The sequence below is a fragment of the Ochrobactrum sp. MYb379 genome, assembly GCF_037479515.1.
Lineage (GTDB): Bacteria > Pseudomonadota > Alphaproteobacteria > Rhizobiales > Rhizobiaceae > Brucella.
Genome location: NZ_JBBGYW010000004.1, coordinates 276,463 through 295,463, shown reverse-complemented (window position 1 = coordinate 295,463; position 19,001 = coordinate 276,463). Strand labels below are relative to the sequence as shown.

The following is a 19,001-nucleotide window of genomic DNA, read 5'->3' as shown; positions in this document are numbered from 1 at the left end:
TGCCTGATACCTAATATCTATATGCCGCCATACCAGTCGTATCCTTGATCTTCCCAGTAACCGCCTCGACCGCCCTGGATATTTGCAAAACTGGAAACAAACTCTATCGATTTTACATACTTACTCATTTTATAGCCAAGCTGTCTTTCTACGCGCAACCTCAGTGGCGCTCCGTATTCAACAGGCAGAGAGGCGTCATTGAGCGCATAGGCTAAAATAGTTTGTGGATGTCGGGCATCTATTAGATCTATACTACCATAAAACAGGTCGGGACCGTTAGATGTTTCGATAGGGTCAAAGCAGTGCAATATTATGTAACGCGCTGTAGATGCAGGATGAGCTTGATCAATTATATAACTAAGTGGAACCCCCGTCCATTTCGCAATCGTACTCCAACCTTCAACACAATCATGTCGTGTCACTTGAGAACGTTGAGGCATATTTCGTAATTCATCAAGCGTGAAACTGATAGGCTTCGTTATGAGGCCATGAAGCCGTAACCTGTAATTAGCAAAAGCCGCTTTATAGTGTGCCAGGTATTCCTCTGTTGCAGGATTTTTTGCACCATTAGGTTTTTGTCCCTGGCGAATTTCGCTCTGACTGTACTCACGTGCCAGCGTAACAGGCCCTTGCAAGCTCCGTTGGGCAACATAACTCAGGCTATTCGCCTTTTGCAAGGTTTGGCGGACCATATTTGTGTCACTGCCAATGAAATCAAAGGCATCACACCCGCTAAGCACAGAGGTTGATGTAGCGATTCCTGCTAAAGTTAAAAATTTTCGACGGCTAAGATTAAGCTTAATCATGATCTTGTCCTATCTGATCGGTGTTTACATCCACCTTGAACCAGCCTGAAACAATCGAGCGCAATTGGTTAACCGGCCCTGCTACTAACACCATAACTATATGCAGTACAAAAAAGCCTACAATCAGCAGACAGGCTGCAAAATGCAATGTCCGTGCGGTCTGGCGCCCACCCAACCAATGTGTCAGAGGTAGTATTGAATCTGCTCCTGGTGACATTGCAAGACCTGTAACAATGATGATCGGAAAGAGTCCAAACATAACACCAAAATACATAAGCTTTTGCGAGGGATTATATTGCTTTCTGTGATGAAAACGTAATCTCAGGTGCGCAATAAAATCAGTCGGCAAACGCCGCAGATCGGTTTTCGACGGTAGTATATCGTGTTGAATATGCTTGTTTGCGAAGCCGCCAAAAAGCCAAAAGAAGAAGTTGACCACGAAAAGCCAGGCAAAAAAGAAATGAACAATTCGCCCACTAGCTAAGTCTCGGTATGAGGGAATAGTCAAGGTTGATGGAAAACCTTGATAGCTTGGATTATCCGGATTGCCTGAAACGCCAAAGACACCTGTCGTATTTATTTCCTCTCCGAATATTCTGACGCGCCCTTCTGGGCCGTCGTCTCCCGTCACTGCATACGCAGAAAGAACGGCATTATCATAGTTAAATCCAGATTCATTTCCCAGATAAAGCGTGGGATGCGCATTGAATATCTGGGTCCCAGAAAAAAATAGGAAGAAAATACATATAGCCCACAACCAGTGTGTTAGTCGTGTCAGTAAACGCTGACGGTAAACGAGCTGTTTCATGGTGTACCGATCAATAAAATGCCCGCTAATTTTGTATGATTAGCGGGCGAATTCGCTCATGTTATTTTTTCATACCGTCCTGCTGCATTGCATCACCATGCATGCTATCTTTTTTCATGTTATCGGTTGAATCTTTGTGCATAGCATCGGTTTTCATGCCATCCTGCTGCATTGCATCACCATGCATACTATCTGTTTTCATGGCGTCATTCGCAAATGAAGCCGGAACGAATGAAAGACCAGCAAACAAAATAAATGTAGGAATGACCGTTAGGGTCTTTTTAATGTTCATAATGAAACTCCTTTAGGTTTGCGCAAGCTGCGCTTAACAAAACCATATTCGGCAATTTTGTGTGAAAGGTTACAGCAAACACAATTATGTGATTACTTCACGGTGGGAAAAACCGTACTCAATTCAAAAATTAAGACATGAAGTGGAGCAACATCTGACCTATTCTAACGAGGAAAGATTGAAGTCTCTGATGCTCAAGGCACTGGACGGAAATGCTACGGCTTACCGAGACCTGTTGAATGAACTTGCTCGCGTGTTAGAGGCCTATTTTAAGCGTCGTTTACATGAACGGTGGGTGATGGACGCGCAGGATTTAGTGCAGGACACCCTGCTGGCAATACACACTCGACGCATAACGTATAACCGTGATATGGCTTTACTGCCTTGGGTTAAAGGCATCGCCAATTATAAGCTTGTTGATTTTTTGCGACAGCGCAGACACAAAATGATGACACTTATGGAGGAAGATTTACCTACAGTGGATGTATCCAGTACTATTAATGCTCGTCTTGATGTTGACCGTATACTAAGCGAAATACCAGAGCCAACTTCTACTCTGATCCGCAGCGTAAGAGTAGAGGGTCTCTCGATTGAAGACGCCGCACATTTAAGCGGTTTGAGTCAAAGTGCTGTAAAAGTTGCTATCCATCGTGGCTTGTCGAAGCTTATAAGGCGGTTCGGAGGGAAATAGCTTGCTCACTGACGTTATTAATCAACTCGTAGACGACATGAAGCCAGTTTCTCGTCAGGCGATGCAAAAATTATTTTTAAAACATGCAATCTTTGGCCTCGTGATGGCTGCGTCCATTATGATTGTGCTGCTTGGCGTACGCCATGATCTTACAACTGCAATGTTTACGCCCACACTATGGGTTAAGTTCGGATATGCCGCATCGCTGCTTGCTATAATGTTACCGCCCTTACTGGCATTGTCTCGTCCCGTACGCTCTACTTTTCCTTGGAAAAAGTTTTTGTTGTTAATTATTTGCCTTACATTTTTAGCAGTATTAGACATGTTCAGTGTTCTACCTAACCAAAAAAAGGCGCTTGTAATTGGCAACTCTGCCTGGGTTTGCTCGGGACTAATAATGGTGCTCGCATTTCCGATATTATTAGCTCTCTTAAGTGCTATACGAAAACTCGCCCCCTACAGTTCGACGATGGCCGGTTTAGCTGCGGGCATTGTGTCAGGCGGAATAAGTGTCTTCATCTATTCATTTCACTGTCCAGAACCAGGGATCCCTTTTGTCGCCATTTGGTACACCGGCGGCGTCGTAGGTACTGGCGTCATCGGAGCGATTAGCGGACGATACTTTCTTCGTTGGTGACTTCTAAGATAACCATTTTAAATGCGATAAAATCATCAATAGAGCTAAATCGTTCACTTGCAGAACTGTTGGTCAGAAAGCGGATATATGAAATATAATTCCAGCATTAAAACAAAGCGAATGGTTTGATTTCTGGCCTTTTCCAAAAAATGAACTGAATGTTTACAGTGAGTTATGATTCAATCCACATGCAGACATGCGATAAGCTATTTGTATCTCCTGTGAACGTACATGCCTCCTCGACCCCGGAAAATCCGATCCAGGTGCATTGCGCCTCCGGAAAGGCTGCCTTGTCATGTCACTTTCTGCAAAAACCTTGGCGAGGGTCTTCTATCCAGGACATTCGCGAAGGGGCAGCATTGAGAATACAAGCGAGCGTAATAAATTGCAGCTAGTTGATCGGCGTCGTGTCGCTGTTGCCGCGTAAAAAGCTCACGAATTGTTCGTGAATGGTCTCTATAGTATCTTCTTTCCCAAATGAATTAGGATCGTAAAATCAGCTTCTTGTCCCTATTTCAGCCTCCGATGCTCGGCACGCCCTAAACAGAAGCGTTCGGCCGTTGCTTCCAAAAAATCACGATAAGGAACGTAATTGCGAATATGTAAAAATTCGGCATAGCGGAAAATGCCCTAGGTTAAAGGCCGCCCATAAAAACAACCGTTATTTCTTTTCTACCTAACCCAACATCCGCAACAGCCTATGAACCACGTTTTGCTTTTAACATGGCCAACTGCCTCAAACAGCCGATTGTGAGCTCCCGTCCAGTCATCAAGGCAACACATCTCTATAAACTGTACAGCACGCTAAAACTCGTGGATGCTTTTTAAAAATTAGGTCGCTTCCTTTCTGGCCGGTGTGAATTTAAGGGGTCGGGACGCAAAGCCCGCACGTCTATTTGCTTAAAAGTATATGAACCACATTCTGACGGTTTAAGTTTTCATACATACCCTACCAGATCACTTGTGGGAGGAAGAGAACAGCCGGCAACCATTGGAAGTCAATCCAAGTCCCAATGCCCTCTCCTTCAAAAATGCAAGCTTCTCTGTCATATTATAAATAGGCTATGAGAGTACGATATTCACGGCCTTTCGATTTAAGATAACTGAAATGTAGATAAGAGCATACAAACCAATGACGATAAGCCCCACCCATTCAATGCTGAATGGAGTAAACTGGTAAGCAACGACAAGTGATATTTGTAAGCCAAAGTTCCATATGTAGTATCGTGCAGGCCCCAATTTAGTCTTAGTCCAAGAGAGGTTCAAGCAATAAAGCCTTATCAAAGAATCAAGCGAGTTAACGACAAAAACCAGTCCAACGAAAATCATGAATATCTGCAACCAGCCAGGAATCCTAAACTCGCTTTCATAGAAAAAATATAGTGTCGTGAACCATATTGCGATTGGTATTGTCGGTAATATCACCATAGCGGCCGCTAATCGCCAAGCCTTCATGCCTCCCACGAATACTGAAACAAACTGTCCAATCATAATACTCCAGGCAAACCACCAATACAAATAAAACTCATGATACTGACTGATAGGTTCAAGAAACCGATAAAGGTTGGAAAAATATCCGTTTAATAGTTCCAAATCATGGACATATTTCACCGTAGCTGCGGATCCGAACGTGATAAATATAAGCAACAAACAGGATATAAGCAGCAAGCTGAATAGCCAGGTAGAGCCCACAGCTAACCATTTCATAAAGTGAAGATTCCCGCTCGAGTAGACAGAACAAGCGACCACTAGCAATACAATGAAACTCTGAGAAGCAAACCCCGTGCCTGGAAGATAACCAGGCAGTGCATTAGCAAACAGAAAACAGCTAAATGCACAGGTTGCTATAATTGTCATATTATATAGCACTTTAATGACAGGTCGTTCAAATATACGGAGCCGTGGTTCCAGAACTACAAAGTAAAATGTTGAGAGGAAATACATCAGCCAAACGAGTGGCCCCCACATGCCAAATTCAATTGCGAGTGGATTCGTAAATGCATAAGAACGATCATTCGCGAAAAGATTGAAATCTGACAACGGCAGCATGATGAGACCCATGTCAAGGCCAGCGGTAAATAGCAATGCAATGAATGTAAATGTTTTTGTCGGCATTTTACCCTGACATTGCACCTGGCCGAACCGAACTATAATTACTAGTGCCGTTACAAATACCACGAAGTAAGCAATACCAATTATATATCCCAAGAACCAACCTCCCAACATGCCCTCTCCCATCATATGGTATGTTATCAAGGAAGGTAGGGAATAGTCAGTTTGCGGCAGTCTTTTATTACAACACGACAACCGAAGGGCGCGCTATCTAACATAGTTTTTTATGGGGACCAGATCACGCGACGAAGAAGAGCTCCCGTTGCTCAAAAGTCCCTACAAGATCCGACTTCCGGGACAAGGGTCGTTTAGACGCGGCTCGTCGATGCGCGACATCAAGGCAGATAATGATCGTAACCAAGCCTGAAGCTTAGAGACTTCGCATGACGGCCTATTTACAGTTTGTGGGAGCTGCCAATCATTGTTTATCGCCCAGCTATCCTATCATGCTGAGCGATCCAACTATCTAAGCGGGAATTCTAGACCAGGCGAAACATCGTGCTCCAACGCCAACCTGCCGATCTTGGCGTGAAGCATTTGGATATCAACGATTGGAACTACCTCTGCAGCCTCGGCTTCATTACCGATAATGCGTGTTGCCCTCTCGAAGAACAGGTTTTTCTACTATTTGAGCTGATTAGCGTACTCATCAAATTGATAGGGTAATTCGACCATTCTCTGCTCAATTCTAATCATGGCAGGTACCACCGAGCCCGACGAGGCTCCAGCGGGGTCGTCTCATTATGGTATCGTCAGTTCCTGGCATTTATGCCGAACTCAGACAAAAATTCTGTTTATCCTGGCTGTACAGATTTCCCGCGCCATCTCTTCGGATCGATCACTGTAAACCATTGACCGCGAAGGCATGTGTTTTCACAGGGGCTGTATTCGTATTAACAGCACGAAGCCATGAAAAGAATGGTATGTCGATGATGGTACGGTTGACTTCGTGGAGGCTTCACACGGATAAACGACGCAATGGTTTGTCCAGGAGGCCATCCGGTCAATATTCGCCAAACGCGCGGTAAAGTTGCTGATTGCCCAAAAACTGAAACGCCCATAGCAGTGCAACAAAGAGGCGGTACATTGGTTGCTCTCGGAACTGACATCAATATCAATGAGAAGCAGAGCTGAAAACGTGAGCTGATATTCCACCCAAGTCCTACCGCAAAGGCATCTTCGTGTTTTCACGGCAGGTAATTCGACACAGAAATATGGGCAAGCACTCCGTTAAAGGGTTCAGCTATGCTGTGCGCAAAACAGCCTTCCTCTTAACAATTTGAAAACTTGGGAATGGGCTAATGTGGACGGTGAATGACCTTGACCTCCTGGAAATCTTCAATACCTAGTTTTCCCCCTTCTCTGCCATTACCTGATTGCTTATAGCCTCCGAACGGACTACCGTATCGATGCTGAGCACCATTAATGTGCACCATCCCAGCGCGAAGCTGTTTAGCCACCCTTTCCGCGCGCACCAAATCGTCGGTCTGGATATACGCTGCCAGACCAAAAGGCGTATTATTGGCTATTTCGATTGCTTCATCTTCAGTGTCGAATGGAATAATGGCAAGAACCGGGCCAAAAACCTCTTCACGAGCAATACGCATCGTACTGTCAACATCGACAAAAACCGTTGGTCGGACGAAGTAACCTTCCTTCAGACCATTGGGTTTGCCGAGCCCACCAACCAGCAATCTGGCGCCATCGACGATAGCAGTATTAATCGACGCCTGAACACGTTCGTACTGAATATCACTAACAAGCGGCCCAATGTGTGGACCTTCCTTCATAGGATCCCCGACTACGGTTTCAATAGCTGTACGACGGGCGATCTTTATAACATCTTCGTAGACTGAACGTTCGACAAGCAAGCGTGTCGGTGCATCACATGATTGACCAGAGTTGTTGAAACATTCAGCGACACTGCCAGCGACCCGTTTCTTCAGATCGGCATCCGCGAAGACGATATTCGGAGACTTACCACCCAATTCGAGAGTGACCCTCTTTACTGTGTCCGCAGCATCTTTGCTCACTGCAATCCCGGCTCGGGTCGAGCCCGTGAATGACATCATATCCACGTCTTGGTGTCTGGATAAAGCAGCACCACACGTCGCGCCATCGCCATTGACGAGGTTAAAAACACCTGGCGGAAAACCAGCTTCATGGATGATATCTGCATAAAGCATAGCGCTCAGCGGCGTAAATTCGCTCGGCTTCAGAATACATGTGCATCCCGTCGCCAAAGCCGGTATCACCTTCAGTGTGATCTGATTAATTGGCCAGTTCCATGGTGTAATCAAACCACAGACGCCAATCGCTTCACGCAGCATTGTGTCTCCGTTTGCGAGTTCCTCTTGTTCAGTTGCGCTTCCAAGCGCATCAATGAAACTCTGCAGGTGCCCTACACCGACATCAGCTTGTTGTTCTCGGCTCATTGTAATTGGAGCACCGAGTTCCAAAGTTATCGTTTCCGCCATTTCGTTGTAGCGTTTACGATAAATAACCAATAATTTTTCGAGTAGTGAAAGACGTTCTAATACAGTGGTTTTGCTATAGGTAGCAAAGGCCCGTTTTGCAGCAACAACCGCGCTGTCAATATCCTCTCCCGCCCCCATTGAGATAATAGCAACAGGTTTTTCCGTCGCAGGATTGATGACGTCCCGCGTCTGCGGAGAATGGGGCGTAACCCAGACACCATTAATATAGAATTTACGCTTATCGAACATATGAACCTCCTTTCAGAGTACGCTTCCATCAAATTGAATCCGACCAGCGCTTAAACTCTTCATTCTGGTCATAAAATTTATCAATAATGTTTCCACATAGTCGAAATCTGCCTGATGTTTCGACAGATACTGACACGTCACAACGGAAAACCCATGTGATGAACGAGCCTCGCCCATAACTTACGCCACCCTCCCTTCGTATCTACCTCATCAAGTGCATACATCGTTAGTTTGGCACCAATCCAGCGCAACGGTTCGGGTGGAATCATTTTTGGGAGTGTTGCGGCAAAATCAAGTTTGAGGTCAGGATTGTCTTCACCGTCCAGCAGAGCAAGCCCCATACGGGCACCAAACCGTGTTGCGGTTACGCCAAATCCTGAATAACCGCCTGTGTAAAGCGCCTTACCGTCATAATAGAGTTGGAAATGAACAGCGAGGCGTGTTGAAAGGTCAATTGGTCCGGACCAGGCATGAGTGAAGCGAATGTCCGACAATTGTGGGAACGTGTTAAAAAAATAGGTTGCTAACTGCTGATATGTTGCGACCCGCCGATCTTGCAGCGGATCGATATTGTCATTGAAATAGTAGCCAACTCTGCCGCCGAAGATAATTCGGTTATCCTTCGTCAATCGCATATAATTTAACTGTGTACGAGTGTCGTAGATTCCCTGCCGGTTTTGCCAACCAAGACGCGCCATCTGCTCGCCAGTCAATGGTTCTGTCGCTAACACGCGATCACGGATAGCTGCAATGCGTCGTTTTATATTTTTGTGACCAGCTGCCCAGGCATTGGTCGCAAACATAACCTTCGGTGATTTCACGGACCCATCATGACTGACCACTGAAAGAGTCGTGCCGTTATTCTCCACGCTGACCATCGGTGTGTGTTCATATATACGAACGCCGAGTTCGATTGCGACGCGTCTCAAGCCCCACGCGAGTTTGGCAGGGTGAACTATACCGCTCCTCGCACGCGACCACATGCCTGCTTTAAACAACGGCGAAGCAACCTCAGACTGTACCTTTTGTTGGTCCAACATGACTACATCATGTCCATACCGTTTTGCCAAATCATACTCACTCTTAAGATAGTCTAGATGATTGTGTTCAATGGCAACTGTCATTTCACCAGACCATTCCAGATCTGCATCGATGCCAAAATTGAGCAGAGTGTTGGACCAGCCTTGTAGGTTTTCAACTCCCAATCGTTCTAGTTGTGGCAGGTCCTTCGGAAAAATTTTCGATGCATGATAAAGGCCATGCATAACTGATGTAGACACAATACCGCCCGGCCGCCCGGAAGCGCCGTGCGCAATTTTTGTTGCTTCTATAATAACAACATCGCGTGACGGGTTTTGCTGTTTTGCAAGTATAGATGCCCAAAGGCCAGTAAACCCACCGCCCACGATCAACAGATCAGTTTCAGTTTTACCTATCAAGTTTGGTTGGCAATCAGGTTGCAACGCATTGTCCAACCAGAATGGGTATAATGTGACGTCCTTTAATGCGTTCCAACTTTTATGCATTATGAAATTCCCACTGCCTCAGGCAATTATTACCGACCCAACATCGCTTTGTTTACCGCCTTCAATAAGCACATAGGTTTTACGCATGGTCCTGGTGACCTCGAAACGCCCAACAAACCCATCGGTCAACACATAACTGTCGCCGCTGGCAAACTCATATCGAACGCCATTACTATCCGTAATAGTGAAAGCACCCGACAGAATAATTGCGTACTCGCATGCGCCGCGCATCTCCAGAATTTCGGAATAAGGCGTTGCCTCCCAGGTGCCGACTGACATACACCTATCTGTGAAATACAGCGCTCCCATTTCAATAGGATTTAGTGACAAATCAGCACCCAGAGGAACAAACGCACAGGATTCTAGCTGGTCGGGTTCACATGCAAGTGCCGATATTCTATGTATTCTTTTCATTTATTGTTCCCTATCCTAGCTTTAGGATAGGACGGACAACCAATCACGGAAATGTTAAATTTCAAATCGGAACATTTGCATTATTGAATAGTGAATGAGAATTTCAGGCTCGGATATACATCTATTCCGTGTTTTCGATAGCGTTATTCGCAACAATGGAATTTCATCTGCGCAAGTTGAATTGTCGCTTAGTCAACCGACAATTTCTAACCACTTAAGCGCTTTGGAAGACCGTATTGGATTAAAGCTTTGTGAACGTGGACGGCGCGGTTTTGCTTTAACCGAAAAGGGCAGAATTGTTCACGAAGCGATTTGCGAGATTTTGAATTGTCTCGATAAGAATTCAAACAGACTCAATGAATTACGCAGTCCTCTAAGCGGTCGCGTTCGTATAGCGATTGTAGATTGCCTGTCGACAGATAAGAATTTTTACCTCCCGGCCATCCTCGCCAAAGCAGCACGTGAAGCACCAACACTTGAAATTTCTTTGGAAATATTGCCCCCCAACGAGATCATAGTCCGCTTGTCCAATAACCAGCTCGATATGGGACTCGGTGGTTTTGATCTCCATCTGAATGGTCTGAAACACACGATGTTGTATAACGAGGAACACCGGCTCTACTGTGGTGCCGAAAGCCCGCTTTATGCCATGGAAGACCACGATATAACAACTGGTATGTGTTATCAATTGCCCTGGGTTCATCGCAAGTATTGGAGCCATATGCGTCAACGCAGCTTCCTGTTTAATGAAACTGACAGGCTTATTGACGACATTGAATCCCAACTCTTATTTATAATGTCGGGAGCGTACATCGGATTACTGCCTGTTCATTATGCCCAGAGTTTTGTTGGCAAGGAGCTTTTGCGTCCATTACCCGTGCGCAACGACGACTATCAGGCGAAAATCGAGATGGTTGTGCGGGCGGGTAAACAACAAAGAAATATTTCTTATGTAGAACAATTAGTCTTTCAGACCTATGCGAAACATTTGCTCTAATCAATATATCGATTGGCATATTCTAATTTAAACCAGGCGTTATGTTTTGTACCCTCATGCATATTTTCATGCGGTTGTAGAGGAGCGAAAGCATGACGGTATCCGAGAAAAAATTTAAGTTTAATCAGCCTTTGGGTGGGGATACCATGCCACGCTTCGCTGGTCCAGCGACGATGATGCGCCTACCACAAGCGGTTAGCGGCGCGCTGTTGGACGCAGCATTCATTGGCATTCCATTGGATATTGGAACCTCCAATCGCTCAGGAACCCGTTTGGGGCCGCGCCAGATTCGTGACGAAAGCCGCATGATCCGCCCTTTCAACATGGCGACAGGATCCGCCCCGTTCAACCATATTCAAGTTGCAGATCTTGGTGATGTACCGATAAACACATTTGATCTCAAGCGCAGCGTCGATATCATTACCCAATATTACACCGATCTTCTTCGTCATGAGGTTATTCCACTGACAATGGGCGGCGATCACACTATTTCGTGGCCAATTCTGCGCGCCGTAGCACGCAAGCATGGACCAGTCGCTTTGATTCATGTTGACGCGCATGCCGATACGAATGAAACCATGTTTGGCGAAGCTGTTGCTCATGGTACGACCTTTCGACGTGCCGTTGAAGAAGGACTACTTCAATGTGATAAGGTCTGGCAAATTGGCTTACGCGGGAGTGGGTATTCACTTAGCGATTTTGATTGGGGGCGACAGCAAGGCTTCACGGTCGTGCCCGCTGAAGAATGTTGGTATAGCTCAATGGCGCCAGTTATGGCACGCATCAGATCAATCATTGGGCAAGAGCCGTGCTATTTGTCCTTTGATATTGACAGCCTGGATCCCGCCTTTGCTCCCGGCACCGGGACTGTCGAAATTGGCGGGCTGACGACTATCCAAGGACTAGAGATTGTCCGTGGCTGTAAAGGGCTAAACCTTGTGGGTTGCGACCTGGTGGAGGTGTCCCCGCCCTATGATCCCACAGGCAACACAGCCGTAATTGCTGCCAACCTACTATACGAGATGCTATGTGTGTTGCCGGGGGCAAAATGATGCCCCAGGAACCAGTTATTTCATACTCAACAAAGCGTTTTTCTTCTTTCCGAAAACTCAATCAGGATGGATTAACAGCGCAGGTTTTGGCGAGCTATGTCGGATCAATTGCGCTATCTCCGCTTATGCTGCTACCTATTCTGGTCTATGCATATGACGTCCACTTGGGTTTTGGACCTGATATGGCTGGATGGATATCGTCGTCCGCAATCATTGGACTCTCTATCGCCACTGTTCTAGTCGCATTACGCGCCAGCCACTGGAATATGGGACGAATATCAGTTTACGGCATGATTATCATGCTCATATTTACGATGTTTACACTTATATCTCACCAGATTATTGCAATTTTTATATCCAGCTTCATTGCGGGATTTGGTGGCGGTCTGACACAAGCTGCCGTTGCCGCAGCACTTGGTCGAACAAAGCGTTATGAGCGCTCTTTCGCCATTTTTACATCATTTCAGTTTTTCTACCCAGGCATAGGTGCGTATATTTTTCCGCGACTGCTACAGAGACCGGTAACGTCTCTTTTGCATGGTTTCAACGGTATGCAATGGGGGCAATCGATTCTCATTTTGTCGGGACTGCTATTAGCACCCATCGTCGGAGCATTCATCTATTTGCCAGAAAACGGAATGTCCGTCGACCATTCTGCTGAGGCGAAAAATCTTGAGCTAAAGGCTCTAACATCTTTGCCTGCTATACTATCAAATATAGGTATATGTATTTATGGTGGATCAAACGGAGCTATATTTGCCTATTCCGAAGGGATTGGACGCATAGCCGACCTCGATATTAATCGAATTGGCGACATCATCGCATATGCAAATTTTGCGGCTGGAACCGCCGCATTAGGAGTGGCCTGGATCGAAAATCGATTTGGCCATTATCCTCCTCTAATCACCGGCATTTTAATACAATTGATCTCAGCAATAATTCTATATGTCTTCGCGTCTGAAGCGGGTTATATTACCGGAATGTTTGTATTTACAATATCGTGGGCACTGGTATTCCCTTTTTTCCTCAGCATACAGTCGCAACTTGATCGTTCAGGTTCAGTGGTAACATTTGGCCAGTTCGCTAATCTGGTTGGTACTGCAGCCGGGCCTTCAATCGCCGCTTACTGGGTTGGCTCAAAAGGCCATTTCGTTTCGGCGATATGGGTGGCGGCCGTCATGACGATTTTGTCAATGCTTCCAATGATCGCAATAAGAGTCGTTTATAAAGGACAACCCAAATAATGTGGAGTATCCCATACCAGACATTCTTGTCGGCTTAACGTAACTCTTAATGGTAGGCGTCCATCGACCCTCTCCGCTATTGTTTAAGCGTTTATGCAGATGATGACCACAAACGTATAGCCAATCTTTCCTTAAAAGCTCGATACGCCTTAGTTTTTAGCAATCATTATGTGGGGAAACACCCCTAGCCTGAAAGGAGCCTACTGATAACACTTTTGGTAGCGATAGTATGATCGCGGTTTGTACGGAATTTTTTTGGTTAAGTTCATTCTGATCGTCAACGCGCCAGAGAGTATGCTTCGCACCTTTGATTTATTACAAGTACTCAACTAATTGCCATAAGTCACCTGGAGATGATTTACGGAAAAAGGTAATTGTACAATGCTGTCCTAACTTCTCATAACCATTCGGTTACTTTCTTAGCGAAAGCGATTGTACCCCAATAAGTCAACATGGCTCCAACCATCCGAAAATTCATCAAAGGAAGCGGATACATCCATCTGATACCGCGATGATTTCAACTGAAAATGATACCGATGACACAGCAGAGAGGGAGACTATGGCTTAGTAAATGATCGGCTCCTTAGATAACAAGAAAGTTACTTAGCGATGCCACGGGCTACACCTATTCCTTAACGTCAGAGCCATGGGTGGCGCGTCTGCCCCAACAGAATTAGCGCAGCAATACCGTTTGGCTTTGTTTGTATAAAACGGATGAAATAAGGTTCCCGAGACAATGGAATTTGTTGTTCGCGGACGATGTTTTCCCAATTACCCGCAAGTTCGGCGTTCCCCTTATAATCAACAATCAAAAGGTGAAATAATGCGTCTGATTTTTGGTCTTCCCGCAATTTTGAGCGTAGTCATTTCCGTCACCCTTGCGATCGCCGACGTAACCATCTATAGCGGTCAGCACGAGGCCGGTACGAAGGCTGTTGCCTCAGCATTTACGAAAGAAACTGGAATTAAGGTTGTCGTAAAGCGCGGCTCTACAGAACAATTCGCAGGTCAACTCGCTGAAGAGGGAAATGAATCCCCCGCTGACGTTTTCTGGTCAGAGCAAATTCCTCCGTTACTGGCTCTTGCCGAAAAGGGTTTGCTTGCTCCACTGAACGCTTCGTTGATTGCTCAAACGAACGGTCAAGGGTTCAAATATGTCCCTAAGGCGGCTGGCAGGGATTGGGTTGCAACAAGCGGAAGAGCCCGCGTGGTCGTTTATGATCCAAAGCAAATCGCTGAATCCAAACTGGCGGCATCAATCCTCGACTATTCAAGGCCAGAATGGAAAGGCCGGATCGGCTATGTTCCCACGTCGGGTGCGTTCCTGGAGCAGGTGATTGCTATTACAAAGCTGAAGGGCAAGGAAGTCGCTCGCAGCTGGCTCACGGGTCTGAAGGAGAATGGTAAGCTTTATGCCAGGAATTCCGTCGCACTGAAGGCAGTTGAAGCTGGAGAGCTCCCTGCTGCGCTCATCAATAACTACTACTGGTACAACATGCTCCGCGAACAGGGCGGCCTGGACAAGGTCAGAAGCAGATTGCATTTCATTGGTCATGAGGACCCGGGTGCGATGATAACTTACGCAGGGATCGGCGTTGTTAAGGCTTCTGTGAACAAAGAAGAAGCTAATAAGTTCGTTGAATTCGTCGTCAGCAAGAATGGACAGCAAGTATTCTCGGACGTCAGAGCTGAATATCCGCTTCGTTTGGATGTCAAATCTCCTTTCGGTATGATGCCCTACACGGAACTGGAAGCGCCTGTGGTGCCCTCGACAACGTTTTTGGATGGCGAGGCCGCTCTGAAGCTGCTTGAGGAAGTTGGCCTCAAGTGATTTCAAAACGATATGTCGTCAGTAGTCGAAGCAGCCAGCGCCCGCCCCTGGGGCTGGTGTTAGTGGTGATGGGGATCAGCGTTCTGATGCTGATCCCTCTTGCTTACATTGCTATTCGAACATCGAATGTCGGCATGGATCGTGCTGTCGCCCTACTTTTTCGAGAACGTACCTGGTCTTTGCTCGGTAATACCATGATACTTGCCATCCTCGTTTCCCTGATCTCTGTGAGCGTCGGCACATGTTCTGCATTACTCCTTGAACGCTATCGGATACGCGGGCGGCAATTCTTTTCGTTAACAATCACCTTACCGCTTTGCATCCCGGCTTTTGTATCAAGCTTTAGCTGGTTAAGCTTAAGCTTTCGCTTTTCGGGATTGGCTGGCTCTGTACTGGTTATGTCCATGGTATCTATTCCGCTGGCATATCTTCCAGTCGCAGCAGTCTTGAGACGAATAGACATATCATTGGAGGAGGTCAGTTTTTCGTTGGGACGTAGTCGCGTATTCACCTTCTGCCATGCCGTGTTACCGCAACTTCGCCCGGCTTTGGGCAGTGGCTTCCTGCTTATATCGCTGCATCTGCTCGTTGAGTTCGGAGCGGTCTCAATCTTAAATTACCCGACTTTCACAACGGCGATATTTCAAGAATACGATATGGCCTTCGATAACGCTACAGCGGCCCTTTTGTCGCTTGTTCTGGCCTTCATCTGTCTTGTTATTGTTGTGGGTGAGTTCTTCATTCGCGGTAACGAGGAACTAAGCCGCCGCGGGCGCGGCGTAGCAACGCAACCGGTTCCGCGTGAACTGCCCGGAGTGCTACACATCTTAGCGGTACTTTTTTTTCTCATTCAGTTCGGTGTCGGAGTGATCATCCCAGGTGCCGTGGTCGTCTATCGGACGGCGATGGGTTCGTCTCTGCAAACAAAGTTTGCGTTTTGGGAATTGGCTGACTCTATTGGCCTCACCATGGGAATATCGCTTGTAGGCGCGCTTGTTACCCTGCTTGTAGCAGCGCCGCTTGTCTGGTGCTCGGTACGATACCGAAGTTTGCTCACCTTGTGGATAGACCGGCTACCGTTTCTGTTGCATGCGCTCCCCGGAATTGTCATCGCTTTGGCTTTGACATACTTCTCCATTCATTATGCCCGCCCCTTCTATCAAACATTTGTTCCTGTATTACTGGCTTACCTGATGCTATTTCTGCCTATGGCACAGACAGCACTCAGGGCATCGTTCCTAATCATACCCAAAGCAGTTGAGGATGTTGGATATTCTCTAGGGCGGTCCCGGGCCTTTGTATTTCGAACGTTGGTAGTCCCAGCTATGTTACCCGGCATCGCAGCTGCATTTTCCCTTGTCTTCCTCAATATGACAAAGGAACTCACCGCTACACTGGTTTTGACACCCACGACAGTACCGACGGTAGCAGTATCTGTGTGGGAATTGACTCAGGATGGTTCGTATGGAGCCGTCGGCCCATATGCTCTGGCACACATACTCTTCTCAGGTATTCCAGTATTTTTTGTGAGGAAATATGCGTTCCACTGACAAAAAAACCAGTCTGCTAAGCTTGAGCAATGTCAATAAAAGCTTTTCAGGCAAAACCGTCCTTAATGATGTCTCACTGATACTTGCTGAGGGTGAAGTAATTTTCCTGCTGGGTTCATCAGGCTGCGGCAAGACGACCCTACTGAGGATTATCGCCGGATTTGAACAAGCCAACCAGGGCAGCATGCAAATCCGCAATCGGATGGTTTTTGGACACGGCAGTTTCATTCCGCCTCAAGGCAGGCATCTGGGTTACGTCGTGCAGGACGGCGTGCTATTCCCGCATCTCAATGTCTATCGTAACATAGCCTATGGCCTGGGTGACGGTACGGGGCGGTCGCGTGAGGATCGCGACAGGATAATTGAAGTTATGAAACTTACCCAAATTTCAGAATTGGCCAATTATATGCCGCATCAGGTCTCGGGAGGGCAACAGCAACGGGTGGCGCTTGCTCGGGCACTCGCTCCAAAGCCTGAGGTCATGTTGCTCGATGAGCCATTCAGTGCTCTCGACGAGCATCTAAGAGCTCGGATTAGAAACGAAGTTATCGAGATACTGCGCAAGAGTGGCTCTGCAGCAATTATTGTCACTCATGACCGCAAGGAAGCTTTCAGCTGCGCTGATCGTGTTGGCCTGCTCCAGAACGGACGACTCGTCCAGCTCGACACACCAAAGGAAGTTTATAACAATCCGACTTCAAGGGAGGCGGCAGACTTCATTTACGATGAATACCTTCTCTTACCCGCCCGTCTTTCCAAAGACGGAAGTTATGCGACCTGTACACTTGTAGACCGCGTACCCGTCCAATGTCATGAAGCAGCAGCGAACAGTGGAAAAATAGGGCAACTGCTTATTCGCTGTAATCAACTGCAACCGGTAGCGCAAGACGATGCTGAAGCGCTATTCTTAGCAACGGTTAGTCAAGTGAATTACCTAGGCGCCTCGACCCGGCTATCAGTGTCGACTAAACGAATCACTTTTTGCTTAGTGCTGCCTGGCGAAGCTCTGTCTTACAATGTGGGCGATGTTATTGGCTTCAAGGTTTTCGGTAGTAGTAACTTTTTCTAGGAGTGTATATATTTTGCTCCATTTTCAGATGTTACCTCTCCTTTACCAGGGGAGTGTCCGTTTTAATCGCGCAGGAGACTTACGTTCAGCGGGCTTGCCGCGCGGGTAAAATAGTTCCAATTTTATTGGAGTGAGAACTTTGCTGTGCCTGGTCAGGAAAGCACCAGTTACTGGTTGAGCATTTTAAGTTGCCTAACAGTCCAGCATCTATGTTCAGGACCTACGCGTGCATGCGAAAATTCCCTAAACAATATTGCTTGTTGGACTGCATCAAGATCAAAACCTGCAAAAGCAGCTCCCATAGAAAGTTCCTGACCGTCAACGTTAGTGTCCTCACCAGACAGCGATTTGCCGTTTATTCTTGTGGTGTCGGCAATTTTAACCACCCCATAACTCATAACAGTGGCAGCGTAAAAGCGATTAAATCCGTGTCTAAATCACCAACAGAGACTGACGCTCCGACATCAATGGCCCTGCCTTCAACCTAAGGCCGCAAATCATGATCGCCGCCAACAATTACAGCTCCATTTGTAGAGGCTTTACTCACGACAAAAACAATATCGGAAGCGGCGCTCGTCGCAACGATGGTAAGGGTGGCCGTCGCGACGAGCGCCCCGCCAGTCGGGATACTGTCAGAAACACCAACATCCAGTCCGGCGGTAAGGGTCATATTGTGGAAACTGACAATCGAGGCAGCAGCGATAGAACCAAACGTAGCCGTAAAGCAATCTGAAGCAACTCGTTATCAGAGGACTTTTTGTCAGATTCCGGTGCGGTCCTCGCAATTGCCAATGTGAGAACATTCACGTTTTCCTCACCTTGCTTGAACCGTGCAGTCAGTACAACTAATCACTACGAAACGGCCTTACTCTATGCGGCTTTAACCTCAGCGCAACCATGTCAATTATCAAAACGGACCGATTGGACTGCTGGTGCTTTTGGCTTCTCTGCTTCACCCTCCGCCTGAGCTGACACAGAAACGGTCATTAGCATGGTGGAGACAACAGATAAGGAAATCCGACATTAAATTACGTTCATTCCAGCAAAAATCCCAACTCATATCATCACTCCCAACACTGGCGATAATTACTAATCTGAATGTTAAACCTCTGGAACGACCCTAGGAGTACCTAAAGCGAAATCAGCAATTACCACTGTTTTCGATTTGCATACATAAGTCATACAGAATAGATTTCATAATGGAAATAAATTCATATATTCTTTTCGGAAAGAGATTTATGTCAAT

At 46.6% G+C, this 19,001-nt stretch carries 16 protein-coding genes; 8 read left to right on the top strand and 8 right to left on the bottom strand.

The window, feature by feature from the left end:
* Window positions 1–17 precede the first annotated feature (17 nt).
* The 3 genes from WH356_RS11345 to WH356_RS11335 form a co-directional block, all read right to left on the bottom strand.
* Complete coding sequence (locus WH356_RS11345) at window positions 18–806, bottom strand: molybdopterin-dependent oxidoreductase (protein WP_339510808.1); 789 nt, start codon at window positions 804–806, stop codon at window positions 18–20.
* Entirely contained in the window at window positions 799–1,614 is an 816-nt protein-coding gene (locus WH356_RS11340; RefSeq protein ID WP_339510806.1) for a cytochrome b/b6 domain-containing protein, read from the bottom strand. The genes WH356_RS11345 and WH356_RS11340 overlap by 8 nt, the downstream gene beginning before the upstream one ends.
* Window positions 1,615–1,675: 61 nt before the next feature.
* Window positions 1,676–1,906 (bottom strand): pentapeptide MXKDX repeat protein, encoded by a 231-nt coding sequence (locus tag WH356_RS11335; RefSeq protein ID WP_339510804.1) that lies wholly within the window; start codon window positions 1,904–1,906, stop codon window positions 1,676–1,678.
* A gap of 190 nt (window positions 1,907–2,096) precedes the next feature.
* Between WH356_RS11335 and WH356_RS11330 the strand changes: the two genes are divergently transcribed.
* Entirely contained in the window at window positions 2,097–2,597 is a 501-nt protein-coding gene (locus WH356_RS11330; protein ID WP_339511183.1) for a sigma-70 family RNA polymerase sigma factor, read from the top strand.
* 1 nt (window position 2,598) lies between these two features.
* A complete protein-coding gene (locus tag WH356_RS11325; RefSeq protein ID WP_339510802.1) occupies window positions 2,599–3,234 on the top strand; it encodes a DUF1109 domain-containing protein in 636 nt (211 codons plus the stop codon).
* Window positions 3,235–4,296: 1,062 nt separating this feature from the next.
* Here the strand turns inward: WH356_RS11325 and WH356_RS11320 are convergent.
* The 4 genes from WH356_RS11320 to WH356_RS11305 all read right to left on the bottom strand — a co-directional run bounded on the left by WH356_RS11320 (window position 4,297) and on the right by WH356_RS11305 (window position 10,012).
* Window positions 4,297–5,460 carry a BCCT family transporter gene (locus tag WH356_RS11320; protein ID WP_339510800.1) on the bottom strand — a complete coding sequence of 388 codons (1,164 nt, stop codon included), beginning with the start codon at window positions 5,458–5,460 and terminating at the stop codon, window positions 4,297–4,299.
* A gap of 1,184 nt (window positions 5,461–6,644) precedes the next feature.
* Window positions 6,645–8,072 (bottom strand): aldehyde dehydrogenase family protein, encoded by a 1,428-nt coding sequence (locus tag WH356_RS11315; protein WP_339510798.1) that lies wholly within the window; start codon window positions 8,070–8,072, stop codon window positions 6,645–6,647.
* Between the two features lie 137 nt (window positions 8,073–8,209).
* Window positions 8,210–9,598 carry an NAD(P)/FAD-dependent oxidoreductase gene (locus tag WH356_RS11310; RefSeq protein ID WP_339510796.1) on the bottom strand — a complete coding sequence of 463 codons (1,389 nt, stop codon included), beginning with the start codon at window positions 9,596–9,598 and terminating at the stop codon, window positions 8,210–8,212.
* 18 nt (window positions 9,599–9,616) lie between these two features.
* Window positions 9,617–10,012, bottom strand: coding sequence for a cupin domain-containing protein (locus WH356_RS11305; protein WP_339510794.1), 396 nt, complete (start codon window positions 10,010–10,012; stop codon window positions 9,617–9,619).
* Window positions 10,013–10,106: 94 nt separating this feature from the next.
* On the opposite strand from WH356_RS11305, the gene WH356_RS11300 reads away from it, so the two are divergent.
* The 6 genes from WH356_RS11300 (at window position 10,107) to WH356_RS11275 (ending at window position 17,755) form a co-directional block, all read left to right on the top strand.
* On the top strand, window positions 10,107–11,009 hold the full coding sequence (locus tag WH356_RS11300) for a LysR family transcriptional regulator (RefSeq protein WP_339510792.1): 903 nt from the start codon (window positions 10,107–10,109) through the stop codon (window positions 11,007–11,009).
* A 92-nt stretch (window positions 11,010–11,101) separates the two neighbouring features.
* Window positions 11,102–12,061 (top strand): agmatinase, encoded by a 960-nt coding sequence (speB, locus tag WH356_RS11295; RefSeq protein ID WP_339510790.1) that lies wholly within the window; start codon window positions 11,102–11,104, stop codon window positions 12,059–12,061.
* A complete protein-coding gene (locus tag WH356_RS11290) occupies window positions 12,058–13,305 on the top strand; it encodes an MFS transporter (protein ID WP_339510788.1) in 1,248 nt (415 codons plus the stop codon). The genes speB and WH356_RS11290 overlap by 4 nt, the downstream gene beginning before the upstream one ends.
* Before the next feature lie 736 nt (window positions 13,306–14,041).
* Window positions 14,042–15,136, top strand: a complete 1,095-nt coding sequence (locus WH356_RS11285) for an iron ABC transporter substrate-binding protein (protein WP_339510786.1) — start codon at window positions 14,042–14,044, stop codon at window positions 15,134–15,136.
* The gene (locus tag WH356_RS11280; protein WP_339510784.1) at window positions 15,133–16,686 is read left to right on the top strand and encodes an ABC transporter permease; all 1,554 of its coding nucleotides are present in this window, start codon (window positions 15,133–15,135) and stop codon (window positions 16,684–16,686) included. The genes WH356_RS11285 and WH356_RS11280 overlap by 4 nt, the downstream gene beginning before the upstream one ends.
* Complete coding sequence (locus tag WH356_RS11275; protein ID WP_339510782.1) at window positions 16,673–17,755, top strand: ABC transporter ATP-binding protein; 1,083 nt, start codon at window positions 16,673–16,675, stop codon at window positions 17,753–17,755. Before WH356_RS11280 ends, WH356_RS11275 begins: the two co-directional genes overlap by 14 nt.
* A gap of 484 nt (window positions 17,756–18,239) precedes the next feature.
* On the opposite strand, the gene WH356_RS11270 is transcribed toward WH356_RS11275, so the two are convergent.
* A complete protein-coding gene (locus WH356_RS11270; protein ID WP_339510780.1) occupies window positions 18,240–18,425 on the bottom strand; it encodes a hypothetical protein in 186 nt (61 codons plus the stop codon).
* Window positions 18,426–19,001: the final 576 nt, after the last annotated feature.